The following is a 26471-nucleotide window of genomic DNA, read 5'->3' on the forward strand; positions in this document are numbered from 1 at the left end:
GTCCACGGAGGCTTTTTCATATCAGCACAGCAGATAGGCTTACGACTATTTGCCGAACAGCGAACCCAACCCTTTCAGGGTTTCAGCAGCAGCGGTGATGTTATCAGCCGTGCCGTTGCCTTGCGTTTGCGCGACAGCCTCACCGGACGTGCCGGCATTGGCGCCCAACTGACCGCAACCACCCTCCACCTGAGCGAGAGTGTCGTTGGCCTGCTGGTTGCCAAGCAGGCCGGCCAGTTGTTTGACCTGCGCCAGCTTCTCGGCGTTGGCGGAGAGCTTCTGATCGCACTTGGCCTGCATGTCATCAGCCGCCTGCACGAAGAGACTGCTGCATGCCAACGAAACAGCACAGAACAAAACGGAAAGACGCATTTAAGTAGACCCTTGAGAGATTAGGCCCGGCAATTGAATCCCGCCGCCGAGCAATTCCATTTGATACGCGGGAAGAAGCAGAACTTTATCACCCACAAATTGTATCGACCAAACTTGAAATAACCAAAATGTCGGCCAGTCGCTACTTACGACTCGCCCGCAGCCCTGAAGCGCTACGTTTGCGGCATGAGCGATCTGCGACTAGCCTGCAGAAATTATCGCCCGAGCAAGGATGCTCCGCCCATGAAACACTGGATCGCTGCTGCCCTTCCTGCCCTGCTGGTCGCGCTTGCCCAAGCCGACGAATGTCCCAAACCGACAACCGCACACAACCGTCAACTCAATGAGCTCTCCGCCCAGATAGCCCAATGGGATGACGCCTATCATCGCCAAGGCCGCTCGCTGGTCAGCGATGAACTCTACGATCAAGCCCGCGCCCGTCTGGAGCATTGGCAAGGTTGCCTGAGCGACACGCCCACGGCGAACCCTCTGAACGGCGCGGGCGGCCCAGTGCAGCATCCGGTGACCCAGACGGGCCTGCGCAAGCTGGCGGATGAACACGCCGTGAACCGCTGGATGGCTTCACGTCAGGCCTTGTGGATTCAGCCCAAGGTCGATGGCGTCGCGGTCACACTGATCTACCACCGCGGCTATCTGCAGCAAGCGATCAGCCGCGGCGACGGCAACACCGGCCAGGACTGGACATCACGCGCCACACGGATTGCGGCCATTCCCAAGCACCTCACTGATGACAGCGAACTAGTGCTGCAAGGCGAGCTGTACCTGCAGCGCCCTGCACACATTCAGGCCAAGCACGGCGGCGCTTCGGCGCGCAGCACGGTCGCCGGATTGATGGCACGAGAGGATTTGCAAGAAGCCCAAGCGAACGATATTGGGCTGTTCGTTTGGGACTGGCCCAATGGCCCGGACGATATGCAGCAACGTCTCGACCACCTGGCGCAGTTGGGTTTTGACGACAGCCGCCACTACAGCCACCCCGTCATTACCGCCACCGAGGCCAGGCAATGGCGCGAGCGCTGGTACCGTAATCCACTGCCCTTCGCTACTGACGGCGTGGTTCTGCGCCAAGGCCAGCGCCCATCCGGCGAACGCTGGCGCGCCGAGCCGCCACACTGGGCAGCGGCTTGGAAATACCCGGCCAGCGAGGCCCTGGCGCTGGTCAACGGCGTCGAGTTCAGCATCGGCCGTAGCGGTCGCATCACCCCGCTGCTGCGTCTACACCCAGTGAAACTCGACGACCGCACCATTCGCGTAGTCAGCGCGGGCTCACTGGAACGCTGGCAGCAACTGGATATTCGCCCGGGCGATCAAGTCGCCATCCGCCTTGCCGGGCAAACCATTCCGCAACTGACTGACGTGGTAGTGCAGACAGCAAAACGCCACGAGCTCGACGTTCCGTGCCGTGACGATTACCACGCGCTGAGTTGCCTGCGCGCCTCCGCTCCCTGCACCAGCCAGTTCCACGCCCGCCTTACCTGGCTCAGCAGCAAACAGGCACTAAACCTGCCTGACATCGGCGCTGGAACGTGGGAGAAGCTTTTGCAGGCCCAGCGTATCGACAGCCTGCTCGACTGGCTGGAGCTCAGCGAGGAGCAGCTACTCGCCGTACCGGGCATCGGCCAACAGACTGCTACCACGCTCAGAAACCGCTTCGCTGAAGCCCGGCAACGCCCATTCAATGCCTGGTTGCGCGCACTCGGCACACCCGTGAACCCGGACAGCCTGGCTGCCGCTGACTGGGCGCAGCTGCAGCAACGCAGTCTCGCCGACTGGCAGAAACTACCAGGGATCGGCCCAACCCGGGCCCTTCAACTGCAGGCATTCTTCCAGCATGAGGAAATCCAGGCGCTTGCCGAACAGCTGCGCCTGGCAGGGGCCAAGGGATTTTGAGCGATTAGGCTCGCAAGGATGCACAGTGCCCTTGGGCTCAATCCTTGAACTGATCCTTGATATAAGTGATCTCGGTTTTGCCGTGCGGCGCTGGCTGGCCATCCTCGCCGAGGTTGACGAACACCAGCTTGTCGATGGTCAGAATGCTCTTGCGGGTAATCTTGTTGCGCACTTCGCAGCGCATGGTGATCGAGGTGCGGCCAAACTCCGTAGCGGTGATGCCGAGCTCGATGATGTCGCTCTGACGGGCCGAAGCGACGAAGTTGATTTCCGAAATCAGCTTGGTCACCACGCGCTGGCTGCCAAGCTGGATGATGGCGTAGATCGCGGCCTCTTCATCGATCCATTTCAGCAGGCTGCCGCCGAATAGGGTGCCGTTGGGGTTGAGGTCTTCGGGCTTTACCCACTTGCGTGTGTGGAAGTTCATCTGCACTCCTTATCCATCGCTATCGTTCGCCGGCCATGATCGCAAAGCCCGGCGAAGGTTGTCGCGGCAACATTTTCAATCGGGCCGATAAAACCGGGCATTGAACACCTGTAAATAGCCGACAAGCGCGACGGAAAACCTTGGGCTCGCCCGCCGGCACGGCTATAATCGACAGGTTTCACACGCTCGGCACTGCCTGAGCGTTCCCGCCACCTGTCCGAGGGGCGCTGCAGCAACCTGAAAGATCTGTTTCGAATCCCAAGCCCCGCATTCCAGCAATGCTTCGCGGCAGATTCGAATCAGCCTTCCAGGCTGTCAGGCTCGGATGGGGCGTTATCCAAACGCATCAACGGCGCCCAATCGGACTGCGTGAAAACGTAGCGCGCCATGGCCATCGGCCTGGCACCGGTTTTCACCTATCTGATCACTGATCAACGATTGGAGAGCTTTTGCATGAGCGCTGCTTTTAACGACTTCAAAGTCGCCGATATTTCCCTTGCCGATTGGGGCCGCAAAGAACTGATCATCGCCGAGTCCGAAATGCCGGCACTGATGGGCCTGCGTCGCAAGTACGCCGCCAGCCAGCCGCTGAAAGGCGCGAAGATCCTCGGCTGCATCCACATGACCATCCAGACCGGCGTGCTGATCGAGACGCTGACCGCGCTGGGCGCTGAAGTTCGCTGGTCGTCGTGCAACATCTTCTCCACCCAGGATCAGGCCGCTGCCGCCATCGCCGCTGCCGGTATTCCGGTATTCGCCTGGAAGGGCGAGACCGAAGCCGAGTACGAGTGGTGCATCGAGCAGACCATCCTCAAGGACGGCAAGCCGTGGGACGCCAACATGGTGCTCGACGACGGCGGCGACCTGACCCAGATCCTGCATGACAAGTACCCGCAAGTGCTGGAGAACGTCCACGGTGTGACCGAGGAAACCACCACAGGCGTGCACCGTCTGCTCGACATGCTCAAGGCCGGCACCCTGAAAATCCCGGCGATCAACGTCAACGACGCGGTCACCAAGAGCAAGAACGACAACAAGTACGGCTGCCGTCACAGCCTCAACGATGCCATCAAGCGCGGCACCGACCACCTGCTGTCGGGCAAGCAGGCGCTGGTCATCGGCTACGGCGACGTGGGCAAGGGCTCAGCTGCCTCGCTGCGTCAGGAAGGCATGATCGTCAAGGTTTCCGAGATCGACCCGATCTGCGCCATGCAGGCCTGCATGGACGGCTACGAGCTGGTTTCGCCGTACATCGACGGCCGTAATGACGGCACCGACGCCTGCATCGACAAGGCCCTGCTGGGCAAGATCGACCTGATCGTCACCACCACCGGCAACGCCAACGTCTGTGACGCTGGCATGCTCAAAGCGCTGAAAGCCCGCGCCGTGGTCTGCAACATCGGTCACTTCGACAACGAGATCGACACCGCTTTCATGCGCAAGAACTGGGCATGGGAAGAGGTCAAACCGCAGGTGCACAAGATCCACCGCACCGGCGCTGGTCAGTTCGATCCGCGCAATGACGACTACCTGATCCTGCTGGCCGAAGGCCGTCTGGTGAACCTGGGCAACGCCACCGGTCACCCGAGCCGCATCATGGACGGCTCGTTCGCCAACCAGGTGCTGGCGCAGATCTTCCTGTTCGAGCAGAAATTCGCCACCCTCTCCGCCGAGAAGAAGGCCGAGCGCCTGACCGTCGAAGTGCTGCCGAAGAAGCTGGACGAAGAAGTCGCCCTGGAAATGGTGAAAGGCTTTGGTGGCGTGGTCACTCAGTTGACCAAACCCCAGGCCGATTACATCGGTGTTCCGGTCGAAGGCCCGTTCAAGCCAGACAGCTACCGCTACTGATTGGGTCGTGCACACCGCAGGCGCGCTGCCTGCGGTGTGCAGCCTCAAGGAACTCTCATGTCTCAGAAACGTGCAAACGTCAGTTTCGAGTTCTTCCCGACGAAGACCGATGCCGGCCACGAAAAACTGCTGAATACCGCGCGAGAGCTGGCCGGCTACAACCCGGACTTCTTCTCCTGCACCTATGGCGCCGGTGGCTCCACCCGCGACCGTACCCTCAATACCGTGCTGCAGCTCGATGGCGAAGTGAAGGTGCCGACCGCACCGCACCTGTCGTGCGTTGGCGACAGCAAGGCCGAGTTGATCGAGCTGCTCAATCTGTACAAGAGCAAGGGCATCACCCGTATCGTCGCTCTGCGCGGCGACCTGCCGTCAGGCATGGGCATGTCCAGCGGTGAGCTGCGCCACGCCAATGATCTGGTCGAGCTGATTCGCCAGGAAACTGGTGATCATTTTCACATCGAAGTTGCGGCCTATCCGGAGATGCATCCACAGGCGCGTAATTTCGAAGACGATATCGCCAACTTCGTGCGCAAGGCCAAGGCCGGCGCGAGCAGTGCGATCACTCAGTACTTCTTCAACGCCGACTGCTACTTCTACTTCGTCGAGCGCGTACGCAAGATGGGCGTCGATATCCCGGTGATCCCGGGGATCATGCCGATCACCAACTACAGCAAGCTGGCGCGCTTCTCCGACGCCTGCGGCGCCGAGCTGCCACGCTGGGTACGCAAGCAGCTGGAAGCCTATGGGGATGACACCCAGAGCATTCAGCGCTTCGGCGAAGAGATGATCACCGACATGTGCCGCCGCCTGCTCGACGGTGGCGCACCGAGCCTGCACTTCTATACCCTCAACCAGGCCGCCCCAAGCCTGGCGGTGTGGAAGAACCTGCAAGGCTGAGTAATGGGGTCTGTTGACGTCTCACGCACGGCCGCGCCGGAGCCCTGCGGGTTGTGCGGGAAATCTCGCCATGCGTCGTTGGAGGACTTGGCAAGGGAACAGCCATTCCCTGCGTCCTCCGCCTAGCCTGGCAAGATTTCTCGCGGCAACGCGGCTCGCGCTGAAACGGCAACAGACCCCTGACCGCGAAAGAGAGAACTTTCGCGGCCGGCCTCTTTCCTACCAGCGTGGCCTGTTGACCGAGCCCCCTCTGCTGGTCGACAGTACAGCGCCATTGCCCGCACGCCCCACTTTGGGTCGCCTTGCCGGGACTGAATTCTTTATCGCGCGATCAGCCAGGATCGGCTCGAGTTGTCGCGTTATCACGGGATGCCTGCATGCTCACTCGCCAAAAAATCAACGCTTCAGTCTCGCCCAAGGGCAGCCTGGAAACCCTCTCCCAGCGTGAAGTCCAGCAATTGCGCGAAACCGGTTCCGGGAGCGTCTACGCATTGTTCCGCCAGTGCGCCCTGGCGATTCTCAACACCGGCTCGCACAGCGACAACGCCAAGACCATCCTTGAGGCCTACCCGGACTTCGAAGTGAAGATCCACCAGCAGGATCGCGGTATCCGCCTGGAGCTGATCAATGCGCCGGCTGACGCCTTCGTCGATGGCGAGATGATCGCCAGCACCCGCGAGATGCTGTTCAGCGCCCTGCGCGACATTGTTTACACGCAGAGTGAACTGGAAAACAAACGCGTCGACGTGGACAGCTCCAGTGGCCTGACCGACTACGTTTTCCACCTGCTGCGCAACGCCCGCACCCTGCGTGCCGGCGCCGAGCCGAAGATGGTGGTGTGCTGGGGCGGCCACTCGATCAGCACCGAGGAATACAAGTACACCAAGAAAGTCGGCCACGAACTGGGGCTGCGCGCTCTGGACGTGTGCACCGGCTGCGGCCCGGGCGTGATGAAGGGGCCGATGAAAGGCGCCACCATTTCCCACGCCAAGCAACGCATCGCCGGTGCCCGCTACCTGGGCCTGACCGAGCCGGGCATCATCGCCGCCGAGGCGCCGAACCCGATCGTCAATGAGCTGGTAATTCTGCCGGACATCGAAAAACGCCTGGAAGCCTTCGTGCGCATCGGCCACGGCATCATCATCTTCCCGGGCGGCGCGGGCACCGCAGAAGAATTTCTCTACCTGCTTGGCATCCTCATGCACCCGGACAACGCCGAGCTGCCCTTCCCCCTCGTGCTGACCGGGCCGAAGAGCGCCGAAGCCTACCTGCAGCAACTGCACGCCTTCATCGGCGCGACCCTGGGTGTGGAGGCGCAGAACCGCTACGTGCTGATTCCCAACGACCCGGCCGAAGTGGCTCGCCACATGGCGGCAGGCATCAAGGCGGTGAAGCAGTTCCGCCGCGAACGCAACGACGCCTTCCACTTCAATTGGCTGCTTAAGATCGACGAGAGCTTCCAGCATCCCTTCGAGCCGACCCACGAAGCCATGGCCAGCCTCAACCTGACCCGCGAGCAACCCGTGCACGAGCTGGCCGCCAACCTGCGCCGTGCCTTTTCCGGCATCGTCGCCGGCAACGTCAAGGACAAAGGCATCCGCCTGATCGAGCAACATGGCCCGTACGAGCTGCGTGGCGACAAGACCATCATGCAACCGCTGGATCGCCTGCTGCAGGCCTTCGTCGAACAGCACCGCATGAAACTGCCGGGCGGCAGCGCCTACGAGCCGTGCTATCGGGTCGTCAGTTGAGAGCGCAAAGCGTGTCCACCTGAACCGTAGCCTGAGTTGAGCGAAGCGATACCCGGGTCGGATACCAAGGCTCGGGGATCGTGAAGAAGCAAGCGCCAGCGCCTCGCACTGGCAGCCACCGTCATTAAGTGATAATAATTCTCACATGAATGACGGCGATCACTGCCGTTGCAACAGGAGAGTTCAATGCCACGCCCTGCTCCCCGTACCTTGCGGGTCATTTCATCCACTCCCGTCACGCCGCACATGTTGCGCATCACCCTGGGCGGCGACGAAATCGACAGTTTTCCAGCCGATCAGGAAAGCGCCTACATCAAGCTGATTTTCCCAGCCCCAGGTAGCGACGGCACACTGATGCGTACCTACACAGTGAGCCACCAGCGTGCCGAGCAGTTCGACGTCGACTTCGTGCTGCACGACGACGCCGGCCCGGCTTCCCAGTGGGCCAAGGACGCCAGGCCGGGCGACAGCATCGTCGTCGGCGGCCCCGGCCCGAAGAAGCTGGTCGACAACAGCGCGGACTGGTTCCTGGTGATTGGCGACATGACGGCCCTGCCGGCACTCAGCGTCAACCTGGAACAACTGCCGGCTGACGCCCGCGGGCACGCCATCATCGAGGTGATCGACGAACGCGATATCCAGCCGCTGCAACATCCTGCTGGCGTCGAGCTGCACTGGCTGATCAACCCGCATCCCGGCGAAGACAGCCAACTGCTGGTCAGTCGTGTGCGCGAGCTGGCATGGCTGCCAGGCCGACCGAGCATCTGGGCTGCCTGCGAGTTCAGCAGCATGCGTGCCCTGCGCCAGCATTTCAGGGAGGAACGCCAGGTCGAACGCGGCAACCTGTACATCTCCAGCTACTGGAAGCTGGGCAACAGTGAAGATCAGCACAAACTTGCCAAGCGCGAGGATGCCGACGCCCTGGCCGATTGATCCACATCATCCCTCGCCGCGGAGTACGGGAAAGCCCGTATTCCGCCCGGTCGGCGGCAAGTTGTGCCGATTCTCACCAATCCTGTTACACTCGGGCCTTCCCGCCAGGCTTGCGCCCGGATGCTGACCCCAGAGGCCAGCAGTACCGGACGGGATTGCGCGCCCCACGTGCGATTCAAGCCAGGCACTACACCTATAGGGCCACGCCCTCACCAGACAGGATTGCACATGTCCTTTGCCTCCCTCGGTCTCTCCGAGGCTTTAGTCCGTGCGGTCGAAGCCGCCGGCTACACCCAGCCTACTCCGGTGCAACAGCGGGCCATCCCCGCCGCGTTGCAAGGTCGCGACCTGATGGTGGCGGCCCAGACGGGTACAGGTAAGACAGGCGGTTTCGCACTGCCGATCCTCGAGCGACTGTTCCCGAACGGTCACCCGGATCGCGAACAACGCCACGGCCCAAAACAACCGCGCGTACTGGTGCTCACGCCCACCCGCGAACTGGCCGCCCAGGTGCATGACAGCTTCAAGCTGTATGCCCGTGATTTGAAATTCGTCAGTGCCTGCATCTTCGGAGGCGTTGGCATGAACCCGCAGGTACAGGCGCTGGCGAAAGGCGTCGACGTACTGGTGGCCTGCCCCGGTCGACTGCTAGACCTGGCTAACCAGCGCGCTATCGACCTGTCGCACGTAGAAATCCTCGTCCTGGACGAAGCCGACCGCATGCTCGACATGGGCTTTATCCATGACGTGAAAAAGGTGCTGGCCAAGCTCCCTACGCAGCGTCAGAACCTGCTGTTCTCGGCGACCTTCTCGAAGGACATCACCGACCTGGCTGGCAAGCTGCTGCACAACCCAGAGCGCATCGAAGTCACGCCACCGAACACCACGGTCGAACGTATCGAGCAGCGTGTATTCCGCCTGCAGGCCAGCCACAAGCGTGCCCTGCTCGCTCACCTGATCACCGCGGGCGCCTGGGAACAGGTTCTGGTGTTCACCCGTACCAAGCACGGCGCCAACCGCCTGGCCGAGTACCTGGACAAGCACGGCCTGCCCGCTGTGGCAATCCATGGCAACAAGAGCCAGAACGCCCGCACCAAGGCCCTGGCCGACTTCAAGGCGAACAAGGTTCGCATTCTGGTCGCCACCGACATCGCTGCACGCGGCCTGGACATCGACCAGCTGCCCCACGTGGTCAACTTCGAGCTGCCCAACGTCGAAGAAGATTACGTGCACCGTATCGGCCGTACTGGCCGTGCCGGGCGTAGCGGTGAAGCGATCTCCCTGGTTGCTCCGGACGAAGAGAAACTGCTCAAGGGCATCGAGCGGATGACCAAGCAGAAGATCGCCGACGGTGATCAACTGGGCTTCGACGCCAGTAAGGTCGAGGCAGAACGCCCGGAAGTGCGTGAACCGCAGAAACCACGACCACCTCGCGGCGCCAAGCCAGAAGGCGGCGGTCGCAAGGACAAGGGTAAGGATGGCGGCAAAGCCAAGACCCAGAGCAAAGCCAGACCGGCTCGCGAGCAACAACCTCGTGGCACGGCCCGCGCCAGCGCACCCGCCGTGCCTGCATTGCCTCCGGATCGCGCCCCCGATGAGTTCCGCGACGACGAGATCGACAACTTCGGCAACCGTGCCGACTACGTGAGCCCGAACCAGAACAATGGTCAGGGTCGCGGCCGCCGCCCCGGCGCTGCCGCTAGCGGCCCAAGCGCCAGCAACGGCGTTGGCCAGGGTCCTCGCGGTCAAGGCAAAGGCCCACGCAGCGGTGGCGGCGCTGCCGGTGCTGGTGCCGGTAAACGACAAGGTCAGGGACAGGGCGCCGGCAAAGGCCGCAGCGGTGCGGGTAACCGTGGTCGTGGCCAACAGCGCGATACCACGACCTCGCTCAATCGTGATGAGCTGCCACGTCAGGAGCCAGCCGTGCGCAGCAGCCACGACAAGCAGCCCGTCATCGTGCACAAGAGCTCACGCAGCGATCGCCTGCCGACGCCCGAGCAGCTCGACCAGCTACAAAGCAGCCGCCCACGCGGCGAGAAGCCTGCCCTGCTGACCCGCAATCGCGACAGCTGAGCACTGGCTCATTGAAAACGCCGGCCTAGTGCCGGCGTTTTCATTTGTGCGGCCCAGACTTTTCACGTCGCAGGGTACAAGCCAGGAAAACAGGGCACAAAAAAACGCCGACTCAAGCGTCGGCGTTTTTCATGCAGCGCTCAGGCTTACTTACGCACGCCTTCCACGGAGATGATCAGCTCGACTTCCTGCGAAGCCGGGCCCAGATCCTTCTCGATGTTGAAGTCTTTCAGCTTCAACTTGGTGCTGCCTTCGAAGCCGGCACGGTAACCGCCCCACGGATCGTCGCCCTGACCCAGGAACTTGGCCGCGATGACTACCGGCTTGGTCACGCCGTTGAGGGTCAGGTTGCCGGTGATATCAGCGGTATCCTTGCCAGTCGATTTGACGGCGGTGGACGCGAAGGTTGCAGTCGGGTTCTTGCTGACGTTGAGGAAGTCGGCACTGCGGATGTGCTTGTCGCGCTCAGCGTGGTTGGTGTCGACGCTTTCGGTCTTCAGGGTAACGTTGACCTTGCTGGCTTCCGGGCTCTTCTCGTCGTAGCTGAAGCTGCCGTCGAAATCCTTGAACGTACCGTACAGCCAGCTGTAGCCCAGGTGGCTGATCTTGAAATTGACGAAGGCGTGTTGGCCTTGCTTGTCGATGGCGTAGTCAGCAGCCATTGCATGGCCAGCGCCCAACAGTGCGGTGCCCAGTGCCAGTGCAGCGAAAGTCTTCTTCAACATGGGAATTCCTTGAGAGATGAAATGAACAGCATTGCGGTGCAATGCCGAAACAGCTGAAGGATCAACGTCCGAAGATACGCAACAACGTGCGATCACGGTCGATGAAGTGGTGTTTAAGTGCAGCCAGACCATGCAGGACAGCAAAAATCACGATAGCCCAGGCTAGGTACTCGTGGATCAAACCGGCGACATCCCCCTGATTGGGGATGCTGGTCACGCTTGCCGGTACATCGAACAGCCCGAACACGCTGATCGGACGGCCATCGGCCGTGGAGATCAGGTAGCCGGAAATCATCAGCACGAACAGGCCGAGATAGAGAAAACTGTGGCCCAGCTTGCTGGCCACTCGCGTCAGCCGACCATGCTCAGGGAGCGCCGGTGGCGGCGGGCTGATCCAGCGCCATAACAAACGGGCAGCCATGACGATGAAAAGTAGGATGCCGATGCTCTTGTGAATATTCGGTGCAGTCTGGTACCAGCCACTGTAATAGCTAAGCCCGACCATCCAGAAGCCAAGCGCGAACAGACCGAATACGGCAATGGCGACCAGCCAATGCAGGGAGACGCTGACAAGACCGTAACGAAACGTTGAATTACGCCACTGCATGGCCTGATTCCAGAATGTGAGAGAACAGAGATTAGCAACAAACCTATCGACTTAAAGCAGAAATTGTTGCTTTGAAATATCGATAAAGGCGATATCTCCATGCGAATAAGCGGCGCAACCAGATTAGTGAAACGCCCACTGACAGAGTTCAACACCACCTACGCGAGCGGTTGATTGGCGGTGATCAACGGCCGCCGACCTGCATCTGGTAGGCTTGCCCGCTGATGATTGGGAGAGCAAGTCGATGAGTAACCAACACTGGATGCAGCGTGACCTGGAAGTTCTCTGGCACCCCTGTACGCAGATGAAGGATCACGAGCGGCTGCCGCTTATTCCCATCCGGCGTGGTGAAGGCGTCTGGCTGGAAGACTTCGAGGGCAAGCGTTACCTGGATGCCGTCAGTTCCTGGTGGGTCAACGTCTTCGGCCATGGCAACCCGCGTATCGGCGAACGCATCAAGGCGCAAGTCGATACGCTTGAACACGTGATGCTGGCGGGCTTCAGCCATCAACCCGTGATCGAGCTATCCGAGCGTCTGGTGCGCATTACGCCCGAAGGCCTGAACCGCGTGTTCTACGCTGACAACGGCTCCTCGGGGATCGAAGTGGCGCTGAAGATGAGCTTCCATTACTGGCTCAACAGCGGCAAGCCGGCGAAGAAGCGCTTCATCACCCTGAGCAACAGTTATCACGGCGAAACAGTGGCCGCGATGTCGGTGGGCGACGTGGCGTTGTTCACCGATACCTACAAGGCGCTGCTGCTCGACACCCTCAAGGTGCCCAGCCCGGACTGTTACCTGCGCCCGGACGGCGTGAGCTGGGAAGACCACTCGCGGACGATGTTCGCGGCGATGGAGCAAACCCTGGCCGATCATCACCACGAAGTCGCGGCGGTGATCGTCGAGCCGCTGATCCAGGGCGCGGGCGGTATGCGCATGTATCACCCCATCTACCTGACTCTGCTGCGCGAAGCCTGCGATCGTTATGGTGTGCACCTGATCCACGACGAGATCGCTGTCGGCTTCGGGCGCACCGGCACCATGTTCGCCTGCGAGCAGGCGGGCATCACGCCGGATTTCCTGGTGCTGTCGAAGGCACTCACCGGCGGCTACCTGCCGATGGCGGCCGTGCTGACCACCGATGATGTTTACAGCGCCTTCTACGACGATTACGCCACCTTGCGCGCCTTCCTCCACTCACACACCTACACCGGCAACCCGCTGGCTTGTGCGGCGGCCCTGGCGACGCTGGATATCTTTGAAGAGGACGGCGTGATCGAGGCCAACAAGGCGCTGGCCACACGTATGGCCAGCGCCACTGCACATTTGGTCGATCATCCGCATGTGGCTGAGGTACGCCAGACCGGTATGGCCCTGGCCATCGAAATGGTTCAAGACAAGGCTGGCAAGGTTGCCTACCCCTGGCAGGAGCGGCGCGGCCTGCAGGTTTACCAGCACGCCCTGAGCCGCGGTGCGCTGCTTAGGCCGCTGGGCAGCGTGGTGTACTTCCTGCCACCCTACGTGATCACCGAAGAGCAGATCGACTTCCTCGCCGAAGTCGCCAGTGAGGGCATCGATCTGGCCACTCGCACGTCGGTCAGCGTGGCCACTGGCGATACCCGCTACCCGGGCTTTCGCGACCCGGGCTGAGCGATGCGGCAGGCGGGTTTTCCCCGCCTGCCATCATGTCGCCCTCAGAGCACGCTCAGCGGATACTCGACGATGAAGCGCACCTGGTCGGAGTCCACATCCGAAGTTCCGGAGATGCGGTGCGTCGCCTGACGCAGACGGAACTTGAGATCCTTGGCCGCGCCACTCTGCACCACGTACTGGACGTTCACGTCACGCTCCCAGTGCTTCTCGTTGTCGGCGTAATAGGCGTAGGGGCTGGACGCATCCATCTTGCTGCCATCGACATTGTCGCCACGGATGTACGAGACGTAGAACGACAGCCCCGGCACCCCGTAACTGGCCAGATCCATGGCGTAGGTGGCACGCCAGGAGCGCTCGCCCGGCCCGTTGAAGTCCACCAGCTGCGAAGAGTTGGCCAGGTAGATGGAATCCTGCGCGCCGCCACCACCGAGCGTCAGGTAGTCGAATGGCTGATCGCCATGAACCCGCTGGTGGGCAATGGTGAAGGTGTGTGCGCCCACCGAGTAGGCGGTTGCCAGCGACCAGGCGGTGACGTCGATGTCGCCAGCCACGGACTTGCCCTCGTCCAGCGTACGGTAGATGTTGAAATCGAAATTCAGTGCCTGCTCGTCACTGAGCGGCAGGTTGTAGATGGCATTGCCGTAGTACTGACGCCACAGGTCTTCATAGCGCGAGGCGTAGGCGCTGAAGCTCAAGGCATCGGTGGCGACCCAATTGGCTCCCAGATAATCGACATTGCCGCCTTCCACACCCGGCGCGTAGGTACTGTAGAAGCCGTCGCGACTACCGGCCTGATTGAAATCCTTGGACGACGTGAAATGACCGGCGTCAATGATCAGCCCGTCGATCTCGGCGCTGGTCAGCTGGAAACCGGTGGCGGTGGCGGGTACCAGGCGGGCATCGGCAACCGCGATGACCGGGTTGTAGGGGCGCAGTTGGCCGTACTTGAGCTCCGAATTGGAGAGACGCATTTTCACCGCGCCGCCCAGAGTGCCGAATTCGTCATCGGCACGCCCGGTGGATGAATCCACCGGCAGCAGCCCAGATCCCGAGCGCCCGCGACCGCTGTCCAACTTGATGCCCATGTAGGCATTCAGATCGACACCGAAGCCGACGGTGCCCTGCGTGTAGCCCGAGCTGTAATTCAGATGAAAGCCCTGCCCCCATTCACGATTGTCTTGGGCGCCCGTGGCGTGGCGATCCATGTGCCAGTAGACGTTGCGAGCAAGCAGATCCAGCGTGCTGTCTTCGAGAAACCCTTTGGATTCGGCCTGGCTTGCCTGAGCGGTGGAAATGGCCAGAACGCTGGCGCTTAGCGCCATCAACGATAATCCGGTACGTTGCACTTTCATTATTATTCCCTATGCGTGGAATGTGTCGGCGGATACTCCGCCCTTGGAACGGGGCAGGCTGCAGCGCCCACGACGATGCACGGCAACAGGTCTCCCCAGCCTGACGTGCGTACGTGTGAGCCACCTACCCCTTTAATCAGCCCTGCCGTGTTGAAGCACCCCGGGAATGCAGCCCGGGAACAGAGCCGTTCTCTTTTTACCCTAGGGCTTATCGGCGCCTTACCGCAACCCCTGCACCAGCCGAAGAAGCCCTGATTGGTCTCTAATACGCCCCACCGCACGGTCTGTAGCCGCCCAGGAAAAATCTGCCGACCTGCAGAAAAAACCTCAGGCGGTTATGCTTGCCCACCCACAGCCATACCCATTACCGCCATGCGCCTCTCCCGCTTTTTTATCGACGCCCCTCTTGCCCTCGGCCAACACGAGTTGCCGGAAGCCCAGGCTCACTACATTGGTCGCGTGCTACGCCATTCAGCGGGCGATGCGGTGCAACTGTTCGATGGCAGCGGGCAGGAGTTTCGCGGCGAGCTGATCGAAGTCGGCAAGAAAGTGGTGCGTGTCGAGCTAAACGAACAATTTGACGGGCAGCCCGAATCACCGTTGCACATCCATTTGGGGCAGGGACTTTCCCGTGGCGAACGTATGGATTGGGCTATCCAGAAAGCCACTGAACTCGGCGCCCAGGTCATCAGCCCGATCATCAGCGCGCGCTGCGAGGTGCGTCTGAAAGATGAGCGCGCCGACAAACGCATGGCCCATTGGCGTCAGATAGCGATCAGCGCCTGCGAGCAATGCGGGCGTTCGGTGATCCCACTGATCCACTCACCCATTACCCTCGACGAGTGGCTGCGACAAAACCAGGCCGACCTGAAACTGGTACTGCACCCGGTCGCCGAGCCGCTGACCAGCCATGCCAGACCACAGTCGCTGGCTTTTCTGATTGGCCCCGAAGGTGGTCTGAGCGACGCAGAAGTCGAACATGCGCAGAACGCCGGCTTCCAGGCTGCCCGCCTCGGGCCGCGGGTGCTGCGCACGGAAACGGCCCCCGTGGCAGCACTGGCGATAGCCCAGCATCTATGGGGCGATTACTGAGGACTGACGCACCGCTCACTTTATCAAGCACAGGGCTGTCGCTTTGACAGCCCCCGGTTGCAGCCGCTATGAATCAATGGCGACAAAACCACAAAAAACGTCTGGCCAAATGGGTATGATCGCGCGGTCAGAGTCGGCACGCTGTGGGTGCCTGATGAGAGGCGAAACCATGAAAGATCGCTATTCGCGCACCCAGATCAGCCTGCACTGGCTCACTGCCGTGCTGGTGCTCTGCACGCTGTTCCTTCCCTATGGTCAGGATCTGGTCGCCGACTTGCTCGGCGGTACGGGCGGCGTGTTCACTCTGCATAAATCTCTGGGGCTGACCATTCTGCTGCTTACCGTGCTGCGCCTACTGGTACGCGCTCGCCACGGTACACCACACCTGCTGCGCGATAGCCCAGCCTGGCAGCGCCGCGCGGCCAAGACTGGTCACCTCGCACTCTACTTGCTGCTACTGCTGATGCCACTGAGCGGCCTGCTATTCGGCAGACGGCCCGTGGAACTGTTCTGGCTGGTGCAGATCGACCCGCTGCCCCTTTCCGACGCAGCACGGGCACTCGCCCGTCAGTTCCACCTGACGGCCAAATACCTGTTGTTCGCACTGATACTCGGCCACACCTTCATCGCGCTCTGGCACCACTATCGACTGCGCGATGGCGTGCTCAAGGCGGTGCTACCCCGCCGCGGCTGATACCCGCCCTGCGACTCGTTAAGCAGCCTGTCGGCCGGGTAACGCTCGGTAATCTCGTCGCCTTCAATAGGCTAGCGAGCGGCGACACTTAATTATGAGTCTTAGCGAGAAAGAGCAGACGATCTATCACCTGGCGTAAGCCTGACTAGATCAGCTCGGCGTCGGCAAGCAGCTGTTCCAGCCCTTCCAGGTCAGGGATGCGCAGCACCATGTCGTCCACCTTGACCGCAGCTAACTCCAAAGGCGCCAACGGCACATCCGCCCGTGGCAGATCCTCTGCAACCCGCAGCGAACGCGGAATACCCTGTACCAACAAGGCGATGAACTTGACGTTCGCACGCCCGCCCAACGCATTGAGAATAGCGATCCGTGGGCTATCACCGACGACCGCCTGGCCACCGGACGCCGCCTCGAACGACAGCAGTGGCAAGCTCAGGTCACGCCAGGCCACCTGACCGAGAAACCAACTGGGCAGGCCATGCATGGCTGGCGGGGCGCGGTAGGGAACCAGCTCGGCTACGGCCACGTTGGGCAGCAGCAGCGTGCGATCGGCCAGCGGCACGACCAGACCGGTCAGGCTGCTGACGCTGTTCTGGGTAACGACGGCTTGGCTCATGAAAAAATCCTGTTATGCAGCGAAAATCAATGAAGGGAAGCCGAAGCCTATCAACGGCACTGCTCGGCGAGGTAGTCGACCAACGCAGCGGCTAGCTCTCGCGGGTCAGCACTGAAGCTGCTGTAGCCACCCTCGCGCAGACTATCGGGCATGCTCGAGCACACGCAGCTGTCGGCACGCTGCGTCCAGATCACCCCACCCTGGCGTTTTACGTAGGCGGCTGCCGCGCTGCCATCGCTGCCCATACCGCTGAAGGCAATAACACCACTGCACGCAGCGTAGTGCTGGGCAAGGTTGAGCATCATCTGGTCGATCGATGGACTGTAAGGATCCGGCCAAGGGCGATCCGTGACCTGTAGATCGCCGTCATCGCTGAAGGTCAGCTCGTTACTGACCGGCACCACCACCACCTCGCCGCAGCGCACACTGTCGCCTGCGCGCACGGTACCGACACGCCACTGGCTGTGACGGCCGACGGCCTGGGGCAGCGTCGTTTCAAAGCTGGGATCGATATGCTGGGCGTAAAGGAAACCCACTGGCAGACCACCTGGCAATGCATCGAGAAAGGCTTTTACCGCCGCTGGGCCGCCAAGCGACGCCGCCAGCAACCAGACCTGCTTGGCCGGCTCACCAGCTTGCAGGGGCGTATTGGCCAGTACCGATGGCAACTCTATGCGCCCAGGGCGCTGCGTTTCAGCGAGCAGACCATCCAGGCTGGCACCCGCTGATAAAGCTGGATCACCCACCAGCTTTTTCAACTTCCCAACCAGGCGGCGCTCCCAGCGCGGATAGTGCTCAGAGCTGCGCTCAGGCGCATGGCCTTCACCGAACAGTACCGGCACAGAGGAGTCCGCCATCAGTGCATTGATCAATGGCAGATCATCGGACTGCGCCAGGTCGACCACCCACAGCTCGGCCTCGCACGTCCGCAGCGCTGCATCGTCAAGGCGCGCCGGATCGCTATTGAGTACCACCTGATAACCATTGCTGCTCAACGCCTGCTGCAGCACATGGCGCTGCAGCGACGTGTCGGCAATCACGGCGATACGGGCCGCGCTGCGCTCGCTCATGAGCGCTTGGTCCATTTTTCGATAGCGCCCAGCAACAGCGATTCCTGATACGGCTTGCCGAGGTATTCGTTGACCCCAATGCTCATCGCACGCTCTCGGTGTTTCTCACCGGTACGCGAGGTAATCATGATGATCGGCAGATCCTTCAGTCCTTCGTCGTGGCGAATCAGGTTGGCGACCTCGAAACCATCCATCCGCGGCATCTCGATATCCAACAACATGATGTCGGGGCGATGTTCCTGAAGCTGGGCGATAGCGTCGACCCCGTCCTTGGCAGTCAGCACGTTCATGCCGTTACGCTCCAGCAGGCGACTGGTAACCTTGCGTACGGTCACCGAGTCATCCACCACCATGACCAACGTTGGGCGCTCCACCTCAACCTCAGGGACTGCACCAAAATCGGCAGACAGCCGTGGCCGAACCAAGTGCTGCAAGTGCGCATGCAATTCACGGATGGTCGCCAGTAGATCGAGAATCACCACCACGCGACCGTCACCGAGAATGGTCGCGCCGGAAATACCGTGCACGGCGGCGAACTGCGGCCCCATGCTCTTCACCACAATTTCCCGCGAGCCCGCCAGGGAGTCCACCTGAACGGCCACCGCGTGCTCACTGGAGCGCACCAGAATGACCGGCAGTGGCAGGCTCTGGCCAACCAGTTTGGGATGCTGCCCGTTATTGAGTAGATCACCCAGATAACGCAGTTCGTAGGCCTGACCGGCATACTCGAAGCGCGGGGCGTCCGGCCCGTAGTAGGCCTCCAGCTCATAAGGCGACACCCGCACGATACCTTCGATGGTGTTCAGCGGAATGGCGTACAAATCCTCGCCGGACAGCACCATCAACGCACGGTTGACCGACACGGTGAACGGCAGACGGATGCGGAATGTAGTGCCCTGTCCTGCCGTGGAGTCGATGCTCATGGAGCCACCGAGCTGCTTGACCTCGGCATTGACGACGTCCATACCGACACCACGCCCGGAAATCTGCGTGACCTTCTCGGCCGTGGAGAACCCTGCCTCAAGGATGAACTGTAGAATCTCGTGCTCGCTAAGGTCGGAGCCGACATCCATCAGGCCCCGCTCGATGGCCTTACGGCGTACCGCATCAAGGTTGATCCCGGCACCGTCATCACTGAGAGTCAGTACGATATCACCGCCTTCGCGGGTAAGGCCCAGGCGGATATTGCCCTGCTCTGGCTTGCCGGCCTCACGGCGTGCGGCGGCGCCTTCAATGCCGTGGTCAACGGCGTTGCGCAGCATGTGCTCAAGCGGTGCAACGATGCGTTCGAGCACCGTACGATCCATCTCGCCGTCAGCGTTGCCGACGATGAATTCGACTTGTTTGCCCAGCTCGCTGGCGACCTGCCGGACGATACGCCGCAGGCGCGGCACCAGGCGGTCGAAAGGCACCATGCGCGTACGCATGAGGCCTTCCTGCAGTTCGGTGTTGACCCGCGCCTGTTGCAGTAACAGGGTTTCCGCATCGCGGTTACGCGAGGCCAGGGTTTCCTTCAAGTCCAGCAAGTCGGACGCCGACTCGAAGAGTGCACGCGAAAGTTGCTGCAACTGCGAATGGCGATCCATTTCCAGCGGGTCGAAATCTTCGTATCCCGCCCGCTCGGCCTCGGCCTGATAGCGGCTGAGAATCTGCGCCTGAGTCTCGGTATCGAGGCGGCGCAACTGATCGCGCACCCGGTCGATGGTCGCTTCCATCTCGCTCAGGGTGAAACCGAAGTCGCTGACCTGCTGCTCGACACGGCCGCGGAAGATCGAGGTTTCACCGGCCAGGTTGACCAGCCCCTCAAGCAGATCCGCCGGGACCTTGACCAGCTCCTGCGGGGCACGGCGAGATGCAGCCTCTTCAGCGGCTACCTCGGCACGCTTTACGAAGGGCAACACACGGCGTTGCGACTGCGCGGCGGGCTGCTCGCTAGCCGCGACGATGGAGGTCAGCGCACGAGCGGCAACGGGCTCCGGCTCGGCCGGGCGCTCGTCCAGCGGCTGTTGCTGCAGGCGCAGACGCAACTCGTCGAGGTTCTTCTGCAAGCCTTCGAAACCGGATTGCACATCGAGGTACAAACTTTCCGGCCAGGGCGCGCCCTGCGTCTGGGCTTCAGTCAGGTGCTGCTCAAGATCATGGCTCAGGTCACCCAGGTGTTTCTGACCTGCCAACCGTGCGCCGCCTTTCAGTGTATGCAACACGCGCAGTAGGTCATCGATGGCGCTGGCGTCATCACGGCGTTCTTCCCAACGACCGATCCCCTCCTCCATGGCTTCGAGCAGCTCATCGGCTTCCTCGAGGAAGATATCGAGAATGTCCTCCTCGGTATCGAACGCCTCGTCCTGAACGGCACGCAGCGGCACCGCTGTGGGCATGCTCAGTTGTTCATCGGGGTTGGCGCGCAGCCGGCGAATGGTTTCGATCAGTTCGTCGCCACCAGGTATCGGCCGATGAGCACGCACAGCATCGAGCATTTCCGCCAGGCGGTCATGGCAAGCCTGGAGCAGCTCGAACAGCATTGGGCTGGCGCGCAGGCGGCCATTGCCAAGATCCTCATAGAGGAATTCCAGCTCATGAGCCAGGTCACCAATCTCACGGATTTCGGCCATCCGCGCACCACCCTTGAGGGTGTGCAGATCACGCTGTAGAGATTCCAGATCGAGGCTGTTGTCGACGTCGTCCATCCAGTGCGACAGCGCCGCACCGGCACTGTCGATGATGTCGAAGCCTTCTTCGAGGAATATTTCCACCAGCTCGGGGTCACGATTATCGTCCACCGGAACCTGCTGCAACGGCGGGGTTGCTTCAGCCATGCTCAGTGGCTCGATGACCGGCTCGTCAACTACCGGTGCCTCAGCAACCGGCACGCTGTCCGGCTGCGTACCCGGCAGCTCGATCAGCTCGGGCAACACTGGCACGTCGTGCTCTAAGGGCTGTTCATCCTGCCCGCCACGCTGACGGAACTGGCGAATTGCCGCGACCAGCTCATCCGCATGCTGCGCGGGCTGACGCTGTTGCAGGCTGTTGAGCATGGTGACCAGAAGGGCATGACCCTGCTGCAGACTGTCGGTAACGAAGGGGGATACACCATAACGACGATCTACCAGGCCCTCGTAAAGCGCTTCGAGCTCATGGGCGAGCTCGCTGATCGGGGCTATCCCGGCCATGCTCGCGCCACCTTTGAGGGTATGCAAATCACGTTGTAGCGAGGACAGCGCGGTACGGTTTTCCGGCTCCGCCAACCAGCGCTCCAGGGCGCGACCGGCACTGTCGAGAATGTCCACGGCCTCTTCGAGGAAGATGGACACCAGCTCGTCATCGGCTGCGTCTACTGACGGTGCCGATTCGCTGACTTCATCATTGGCCGCGTCGACGACCAGCGACTCTTCAAGAGCACGAGTGGCTTCATCGAGCTCGACGATTTGCAGGCCGGACACGTCACCCGACAACAGGGCCAGCTTGGCGGGATCAAGGGCTTCGCCGAGCAACGCACGCAAGGCGGCGACACGCTCAGGACTGGCACTGACTTCCAGACCTGCAGCGACCTGATCCATCATGCTGACCAGCGCTTCATGAGCCTGCTCGGCTTCATCGAAGAAACGCTCGCTGACGGCCAGGCTACCCTCTTCTACTGCACCGTATAGATCAAGCAATGCCTCGCACAGCTCGTCGATCTGCGGCAGTTCGGCCATCTCCGCACCACGGCCGAGCGTGGTCAGCTCCTCCAGCAGAGCGCTGAGCTCCTGACGCTCGGACGGATGCTCGCGCCAGCTGCGCAGCAGATCTTCGGCGTCCAACAGGATGTCCATACCTTCGGCGAGGAAGATACTGATCAACTGAGGGTCGCGGCTTTCGCCTTGCATGTCCTGACGCTGGTTCTCGGCGTGTTCGAGGCGCTTGTTGTGTAGCTGCCGCACTCGCTCCAGGTAATCATCGATACCAGGAAGCGGCCGCAGTGGGTCGCTTTCCAACTGCGCCAGACCTTGGCCGAATAGCCCCTGCGCCTCGACGAGTACTTCGGCCTCGGCCAGATCCAACGGCAGCAGATTGGCCTTGAACTCCTTGACCATCTTCTCCAGCGGCGCGGCGACTTCCGCCATCGGCAGGATTCCGGCCATGTAGGCGCTGCCTTTGAGCGTGTGCAGAGCGCGTTGCAGGTCATCGGTCACCGGCTGCGGCAGTTCCCGAGCGCAATCGTCGAGAAACGCAGACAAGGTTTCGAGGTGGGCTTGCGCCTCGTTGCGGAAAATCTCCAGCAACTGCGGATCCAGCACTTCGCTCTCTTCGATTACCGGCGCGGCAGCCTCGATCTCGCCCGCGGGCTCGGCTACCGCAGCAGCCGGGGCGTCATGCTTTGGGAGGTTCAGCCCCTTGGCCAGCGCATGAGCATTGGCGGCAAGACGGTCGACGTCATCACGCTGACGCTGGGCCTGGGCGGCAAACTCGTCAACCAGTTCCGGCATCAAGGCAACGACCTGGCCGATCACCTGCTGTACCTCGGCACCCGGCTGGATGCTACGGTCGAGCACGCGATTGAGCAGGTTCTCGATCGACCAGGCCAGCTCGCCGATAACCAGTGCACGCACCATGCGACCACTGCCCTTGAGGGTGTGGAAGGCGCGCCGCACTTCGATTAGAGCGTCCTTGTCCTCGGTATTGGTAGACCAGCGCGGCAGGAACTCGGCGATGGTTTCCAGCACCTCGCCCGCCTCTTCGATAAAGACTTCACGCAGCTCTTCATCAATAGGTTCTTCGTCAGCGGGGGGCGGCAGCAGGCTCGGCGGCACATCCAGCGCGGGCGGGTTGATAGCCTGCACCGGGGCGGCCATCACATCGGCCATCGAGATGGCTTTCTCCACCGCTGGCTCTGCATCCGCGGCGGGCTCGGGCATGCCGGGCAGTTCGACTTCCGGCAGTTGCAGATCCGCCAGGTCGACTTCATCCCACTGCACGTCGCCGTCTGCGTTGAGCTGCAGCGATTCGAGATCGAGCGGCTGGTCTTGGAAGCCCTCGGAGGGCAGATCCAGAAGTGGCAATTCATTGGCAGGAGGGTCGATATCGACCAGATCCAACCGGGTCTCCAATTCCTCGAGCGACCACAACGTGTCGTCTGCAGCGCCTTGTGGCTGTTGCAGATCAGGTGTTTGCGATTGGGCTGTGGGTTGTTCTTCGAGATCGAACGACCAGTCGTCATCAGCCAACGACGGCTTTCGATCCGCGGCAGGCAGAGCGTCGAGCTCGCCAAGATCCACAGGCTCGGCTGCAGATAGCGGCGCGTCATCCAGGGTCAAGGGCACGCGAGCAGTCTCGTCGACGAGCAGATCACTGTCGTCCAGTGACCAGCTGTCGTCGGCGACCGACGCCTTCGCATCGGCGTATGGGTCTTCGTCCCGTTCGCCAAAGTCGATGGTCTCCAGAGCAGCCTCGGGCTCGACAGAAAGCGTTGCCTGAGGCAGCTCGTCGCTGTCCTTCGGCCAGTGGCTGTCGGCCACCGGTGCCTGCGCGTCAGCGTACGGATAATCAGTTTGCTCGTCCGATTCGGTGAGTTGCGTAGCGGGCGACTGCGCCACCTCGGGCTCAACGGAGAAAGGCGCCAGAGGCTGTGCGTCATCGCTCTGCGGCCAGCTGTCGTCGGCCACCGATGGGCTGCCGTCGGCAGGCGAAGCTGTGGTGGACTCGCCAAACTCGAGCGACTGGTCACCGGATACAGGCGCTTCGGCGCTCTGCGGCTCTTCGTAATGGGGTGAGGATTGATCTGCGACAGCGCTATCGAGAACTGGTGCGGCTAGCACGTCAATGTCGTGCAGCGGGTCATCGAGCGGCGCGGGCTCTTCCTCGCCCGGCGCGGCATCGAGAATCGATGGTTTTTCCTGCAGTGGGTAGCCAAGAGCGGCGAGGCTTTCTTCGGCGACATCGAGAATCAGGTCGCCCTGGGTCGCGTGATCCTCGGAGAGGCGCTCCAGGTAATATTCGACGCTGGTGATGGCGTCGGCCAGGGTATCGAGGCTCTGCCAGTTCGGCACTGCTTTGCGAGCCAGCAGTTGCTCCTGGATATAACGGTTGCAGGCATTGAGCAGTGCGGCGGCACGCGCCAGCGGAATCATTGCCAGCCCGCCGCGCACCTGGGTCAACAGCTCCGGCACACGGGCCAGGTGCTCGTGATTCCACTGCGAGGCGATGAATTCGATGATCGCGTCCTTGGCCTGTTCCAGGCCATTACGCGCTTCCTTGATCACCAGTTGGTGAATCTGCCCCACATCGGTGGTGGGCAGATGACTTTCTTCACGCTTGGCGCTGTCGTTTTGACCGACCATGCCGGTCAGTGTCGCCTCGACGTACAGCAGCGCACCGGCCACATCCATCAGCACCGCATCGCTGGGTTCCTGGGCACCCTGAGCCAGGGCACGAACCACATCAAGCTGGTCGACGATAACCTTGCGCGGCTGAGCGAAACCCAGCACGGCGAGGGTATCGGCGATCTGCTTGAGCGGTACCAGCAGGGCGTCCAGATCCGCGACCTGCGCGCGGTCACTGCGCACGAACAGATCGAGGCTGTCCTTGACCCGCACCAACTCTTCGCAGAGCGCGCCAACCACCGAACGCATCGCATCGCGATCCGGACCGGCCAGACGGGCACGCTCCTCATCGACGACATCGTGGTCAGGCAACGCGTCGTCAAGGCTGTAGCGGTCACGCAGCACGCGATTGCGCGGTGACTGCGACGATGCCTTGGCTACATAAAACAGTAGATTCTTGGTGAGTTCGTCCGGCGCGGGCTGGTTGATACCGTCGGCGCCCTGTTCGGCCAGACGTTTGAGCTCTTTGTCTACCTGGCGCAACAGGGTACGAACGGACGTACCGTTGGCCACGCTGCCATTGGAAAGCCCTTCGACGACGCCCGAGGCAATCTGCCAGAGCGACTCCTGCGGGGAGTCCTTGCACAAGGTTTCCAGGCGCGCGAAAACCCGTGCCATATAGCCGAGGTTAGTGGGTAGATCCTGCTGACGGATAACGCCAACCAGTGCAACCTGAAGCATCTGCCGCAACTTGCGCAGCAAGGCTGGCAGCTCGGCGGTGCGCAGCTGGGTTAACGACTCCGGCGACAACGCGACGGCTCGAGCAGACAGATCGGGAGAGAACAGGCTCGTTTCCGACAGCAGCTTCTCGCCCCGCGCAGCGCGCAGGTCGTTGAGCAACGGCAGCACGACCATCGGTAGGTCGCGACGGGCAGTCTGGATACGATCCAGATATACCGGCAGTTGCAGAATCGCCTGCATCAGCACTTCCAGAGCCTCGCCCTGGTTGGTCACACGACCGTCGATCAGCGCCTGGGACAGGTGCTCCATTTCCTCGGCGAGCAATGCCGCGCCGAAGAACTCGACCATCTGCAGAGTGCCGTGAACCTGATGCACATAGGTCTGGCAGAAACGCATGCGCGTCGAATCCTGCGGATTTTCGACGAACGCCTCCAGAGCCTGTCGCGCCTGCTTCAGGGTTTCTGCGATTTCGCCCTTGACCCACTCCAGGGCGACATAGTCGTGCCGATCACCCATACACACTCCGTCTCTTAGCCCTTGCGGGTATACGCCAGCACTCGCTCATCGGCCACCGGAAGCATGTCCGGGTGCTGCCAACCGACCACCTCGCCCACTCCGACCACCAGCAAGCCCCCAGGCGCCAGGCACTCGGCCAGGCGGTTGAGGATCTCGCGGCGCCGCCAGCGGCGAAAATAAATCAGCAAGTTTTGGCAAAAAATAACGTCCATACCGGTCATTGGCGCTTTATCCAATTCCAGCACATTGAGCTTGGCGCAACACAGTCGCGCGGCCAGCTCTGGTAATACCTTGAAGCGTCCATCGGCCTGCTGCTGGAAATAGCGTTCGCGCAGGCTTTCATCCATCTGCTGCAATCGGCGCTCGTCGTACAGCCCCTCTCGCGCCTTGCTCAGGGCACTGCGACTGATGTCTGTGCCGGTGACACCGAACAGCCCTTCAGCGCCCAGTACCTCACTGGCACCAATGGCCAGCGAGTAGGGTTCTTCACCACTGGAGCAACCCACACTCCAGATCGCCAGCGGCGCATTCAGCCCCTGCTCGTCGCGGCGGGCGACGTAGGCTTGGTAAACCTCGAACGAGGGCGGATGCCGATAGAAGCGGGTTTCCTGTACGGTCAGCCGATCCAGCAGATTCGCCCATTCCACCGCTCCGCGTGGGCCATCCGTGACTTGCCGGTAATAGCTGGCGTAATCACTGATGCCCAGTTCACGCATGCGGGTGCTGAGGTTGGTCTGCAGGAAGATCCGGCGCTGCTCGTTTAACACCATGCCGAGCCGCGACTCCAGCAACTGTTGCCAGTCACGGAACTCCGTGGCGGACATGTCCGCCAGCGGTTGCAGGGCCCAGACGCCTGACTGCATGTCGTGCACCTCGCTCACGCCTACGTCTGC

18 protein-coding genes and 1 riboswitch are annotated in these 26471 nt (G+C 61.6%); of the genes, 9 read left to right on the top strand and 9 right to left on the bottom strand.

The window, feature by feature from the left end:
* Positions 1–45: 45 nt before the first annotated feature.
* Positions 46–318 (bottom strand): hypothetical protein, encoded by a 273-nt coding sequence (locus ACZ0AI_RS15590; protein WP_463562648.1) that lies wholly within the window; start codon positions 316–318, stop codon positions 46–48.
* A 297-nt stretch (positions 319–615) separates the two neighbouring features.
* On the opposite strand from ACZ0AI_RS15590, the gene ligB reads away from it, so the two are divergent.
* The gene (ligB, locus tag ACZ0AI_RS15595; RefSeq protein WP_463562649.1) at positions 616–2283 is read left to right on the top strand and encodes an NAD-dependent DNA ligase LigB; all 1668 of its coding nucleotides are present in this window, start codon (positions 616–618) and stop codon (positions 2281–2283) included.
* 37 nt (positions 2284–2320) lie between these two features.
* On the opposite strand, the gene ACZ0AI_RS15600 is transcribed toward ligB, so the two are convergent.
* Positions 2321–2710, bottom strand: coding sequence for an acyl-CoA thioesterase (locus tag ACZ0AI_RS15600; RefSeq protein ID WP_463562650.1), 390 nt, complete (start codon positions 2708–2710; stop codon positions 2321–2323).
* 213 nt (positions 2711–2923) lie between these two features.
* Positions 2924–3075, top strand: a riboswitch (S-adenosyl-L-homocysteine riboswitch).
* A gap of 88 nt (positions 3076–3163) precedes the next feature.
* Between ACZ0AI_RS15600 and ahcY the strand changes: the two genes are divergently transcribed.
* The 5 genes from ahcY (at position 3164) to ACZ0AI_RS15625 (ending at position 10215) form a co-directional block, all read left to right on the top strand.
* On the top strand, positions 3164–4558 hold the full coding sequence (gene ahcY, locus ACZ0AI_RS15605) for an adenosylhomocysteinase (RefSeq protein ID WP_073263875.1): 1395 nt from the start codon (positions 3164–3166) through the stop codon (positions 4556–4558).
* A gap of 57 nt (positions 4559–4615) precedes the next feature.
* Positions 4616–5458: a methylenetetrahydrofolate reductase [NAD(P)H] gene (metF, locus tag ACZ0AI_RS15610; RefSeq protein WP_463562651.1), complete on the top strand. Its 843-nt coding sequence runs from the start codon at positions 4616–4618 to the stop codon at positions 5456–5458.
* A 377-nt stretch (positions 5459–5835) separates the two neighbouring features.
* Complete coding sequence (gene ppnN, locus ACZ0AI_RS15615; RefSeq protein WP_463562652.1) at positions 5836–7209, top strand: nucleotide 5'-monophosphate nucleosidase PpnN; 1374 nt, start codon at positions 5836–5838, stop codon at positions 7207–7209.
* Positions 7210–7395: 186 nt separating this feature from the next.
* Positions 7396–8142 (top strand): siderophore-interacting protein, encoded by a 747-nt coding sequence (locus tag ACZ0AI_RS15620; protein ID WP_463562653.1) that lies wholly within the window; start codon positions 7396–7398, stop codon positions 8140–8142.
* A gap of 228 nt (positions 8143–8370) precedes the next feature.
* The gene (locus tag ACZ0AI_RS15625) at positions 8371–10215 is read left to right on the top strand and encodes a DEAD/DEAH box helicase (protein ID WP_463562654.1); all 1845 of its coding nucleotides are present in this window, start codon (positions 8371–8373) and stop codon (positions 10213–10215) included.
* 146 nt (positions 10216–10361) lie between these two features.
* Here the strand turns inward: ACZ0AI_RS15625 and ACZ0AI_RS15630 are convergent, their stop codons facing one another.
* Both ACZ0AI_RS15630 and ACZ0AI_RS15635 read right to left on the bottom strand, forming a co-directional pair.
* Positions 10362–10940 (bottom strand): YceI family protein, encoded by a 579-nt coding sequence (locus ACZ0AI_RS15630; RefSeq protein WP_463562655.1) that lies wholly within the window; start codon positions 10938–10940, stop codon positions 10362–10364.
* A gap of 61 nt (positions 10941–11001) precedes the next feature.
* On the bottom strand, positions 11002–11547 hold the full coding sequence (locus ACZ0AI_RS15635; protein ID WP_463562656.1) for a cytochrome b: 546 nt from the start codon (positions 11545–11547) through the stop codon (positions 11002–11004).
* 244 nt (positions 11548–11791) lie between these two features.
* On the opposite strand from ACZ0AI_RS15635, the gene ACZ0AI_RS15640 reads away from it, so the two are divergent.
* Positions 11792–13195, top strand: a complete 1404-nt coding sequence (locus ACZ0AI_RS15640) for an adenosylmethionine--8-amino-7-oxononanoate transaminase (protein WP_463562657.1) — start codon at positions 11792–11794, stop codon at positions 13193–13195.
* Between the two features lie 44 nt (positions 13196–13239).
* Here the strand turns inward: ACZ0AI_RS15640 and ACZ0AI_RS15645 are convergent, their stop codons facing one another.
* Positions 13240–14550 (bottom strand): OprD family porin, encoded by a 1311-nt coding sequence (locus ACZ0AI_RS15645; RefSeq protein WP_463562658.1) that lies wholly within the window; start codon positions 14548–14550, stop codon positions 13240–13242.
* Between the two features lie 372 nt (positions 14551–14922).
* Here ACZ0AI_RS15645 and ACZ0AI_RS15650 point away from each other — a divergent pair, with 372 nt between their 5' ends.
* Both ACZ0AI_RS15650 and ACZ0AI_RS15655 read left to right on the top strand, forming a co-directional pair.
* A complete protein-coding gene (locus ACZ0AI_RS15650; RefSeq protein ID WP_463562659.1) occupies positions 14923–15642 on the top strand; it encodes a 16S rRNA (uracil(1498)-N(3))-methyltransferase in 720 nt (239 codons plus the stop codon).
* A gap of 169 nt (positions 15643–15811) precedes the next feature.
* The gene (locus ACZ0AI_RS15655) at positions 15812–16336 is read left to right on the top strand and encodes a cytochrome b (protein WP_463562660.1); all 525 of its coding nucleotides are present in this window, start codon (positions 15812–15814) and stop codon (positions 16334–16336) included.
* A gap of 145 nt (positions 16337–16481) precedes the next feature.
* Here ACZ0AI_RS15655 and ACZ0AI_RS15660 read toward each other — a convergent pair whose 3' ends face one another.
* Genes ACZ0AI_RS15660 through ACZ0AI_RS15675 form a run of 4 tightly spaced genes read right to left on the bottom strand, consistent with a single transcriptional unit; the run spans position 16482 to position 26441 of the window.
* Positions 16482–16952 (bottom strand): chemotaxis protein CheW, encoded by a 471-nt coding sequence (locus ACZ0AI_RS15660; RefSeq protein WP_463562661.1) that lies wholly within the window; start codon positions 16950–16952, stop codon positions 16482–16484.
* Between the two features lie 50 nt (positions 16953–17002).
* Positions 17003–18022 (bottom strand): chemotaxis protein CheB, encoded by a 1020-nt coding sequence (locus ACZ0AI_RS15665; RefSeq protein ID WP_463562662.1) that lies wholly within the window; start codon positions 18020–18022, stop codon positions 17003–17005.
* Positions 18019–25578 carry a hybrid sensor histidine kinase/response regulator gene (locus ACZ0AI_RS15670; protein WP_463562663.1) on the bottom strand — a complete coding sequence of 2520 codons (7560 nt, stop codon included), beginning with the start codon at positions 25576–25578 and terminating at the stop codon, positions 18019–18021. The genes ACZ0AI_RS15665 and ACZ0AI_RS15670 overlap by 4 nt, the downstream gene beginning before the upstream one ends.
* 14 nt (positions 25579–25592) lie before the next feature.
* Positions 25593–26441, bottom strand: a complete 849-nt coding sequence (locus ACZ0AI_RS15675; protein ID WP_463562664.1) for a CheR family methyltransferase — start codon at positions 26439–26441, stop codon at positions 25593–25595.
* Positions 26442–26471: the final 30 nt, after the last annotated feature.

The organism is Pseudomonas sp. AC355 (genome assembly GCF_979258205.1).

Coding starts and splice junctions, on each gene's coding strand:
- ACZ0AI_RS15600 (WP_463562650.1), bottom strand. CDS start 2,710: ATGAACTTCCACACACGCAAGTGGGTAAAGCCCGAAGACCTCAACCCC.
- ahcY (WP_073263875.1), top strand. CDS start 3,164: ATGAGCGCTGCTTTTAACGACTTCAAAGTCGCCGATATTTCCCTTGCC.
- ACZ0AI_RS15620 (WP_463562653.1), top strand. CDS start 7,396: ATGCCACGCCCTGCTCCCCGTACCTTGCGGGTCATTTCATCCACTCCC.
- ligB (WP_463562649.1), top strand. CDS start 616: ATGAAACACTGGATCGCTGCTGCCCTTCCTGCCCTGCTGGTCGCGCTT.
- ACZ0AI_RS15635 (WP_463562656.1), bottom strand. CDS start 11,547: ATGCAGTGGCGTAATTCAACGTTTCGTTACGGTCTTGTCAGCGTCTCC.
- ACZ0AI_RS15650 (WP_463562659.1), top strand. CDS start 14,923: ATGCGCCTCTCCCGCTTTTTTATCGACGCCCCTCTTGCCCTCGGCCAA.
- ACZ0AI_RS15665 (WP_463562662.1), bottom strand. CDS start 18,022: ATGAGCGAGCGCAGCGCGGCCCGTATCGCCGTGATTGCCGACACGTCG.
- ACZ0AI_RS15660 (WP_463562661.1), bottom strand. CDS start 16,952: ATGAGCCAAGCCGTCGTTACCCAGAACAGCGTCAGCAGCCTGACCGGT.
- ACZ0AI_RS15645 (WP_463562658.1), bottom strand. CDS start 14,550: ATGAAAGTGCAACGTACCGGATTATCGTTGATGGCGCTAAGCGCCAGC.
- ACZ0AI_RS15625 (WP_463562654.1), top strand. CDS start 8,371: ATGTCCTTTGCCTCCCTCGGTCTCTCCGAGGCTTTAGTCCGTGCGGTC.
- ACZ0AI_RS15670 (WP_463562663.1), bottom strand. CDS start 25,578: ATGGGTGATCGGCACGACTATGTCGCCCTGGAGTGGGTCAAGGGCGAA.
- ACZ0AI_RS15675 (WP_463562664.1), bottom strand. CDS start 26,441: ATGCAGTCAGGCGTCTGGGCCCTGCAACCGCTGGCGGACATGTCCGCC.
- ACZ0AI_RS15630 (WP_463562655.1), bottom strand. CDS start 10,940: ATGTTGAAGAAGACTTTCGCTGCACTGGCACTGGGCACCGCACTGTTG.
- ACZ0AI_RS15640 (WP_463562657.1), top strand. CDS start 11,792: ATGAGTAACCAACACTGGATGCAGCGTGACCTGGAAGTTCTCTGGCAC.
- metF (WP_463562651.1), top strand. CDS start 4,616: ATGTCTCAGAAACGTGCAAACGTCAGTTTCGAGTTCTTCCCGACGAAG.
- ACZ0AI_RS15655 (WP_463562660.1), top strand. CDS start 15,812: ATGAAAGATCGCTATTCGCGCACCCAGATCAGCCTGCACTGGCTCACT.
- ppnN (WP_463562652.1), top strand. CDS start 5,836: ATGCTCACTCGCCAAAAAATCAACGCTTCAGTCTCGCCCAAGGGCAGC.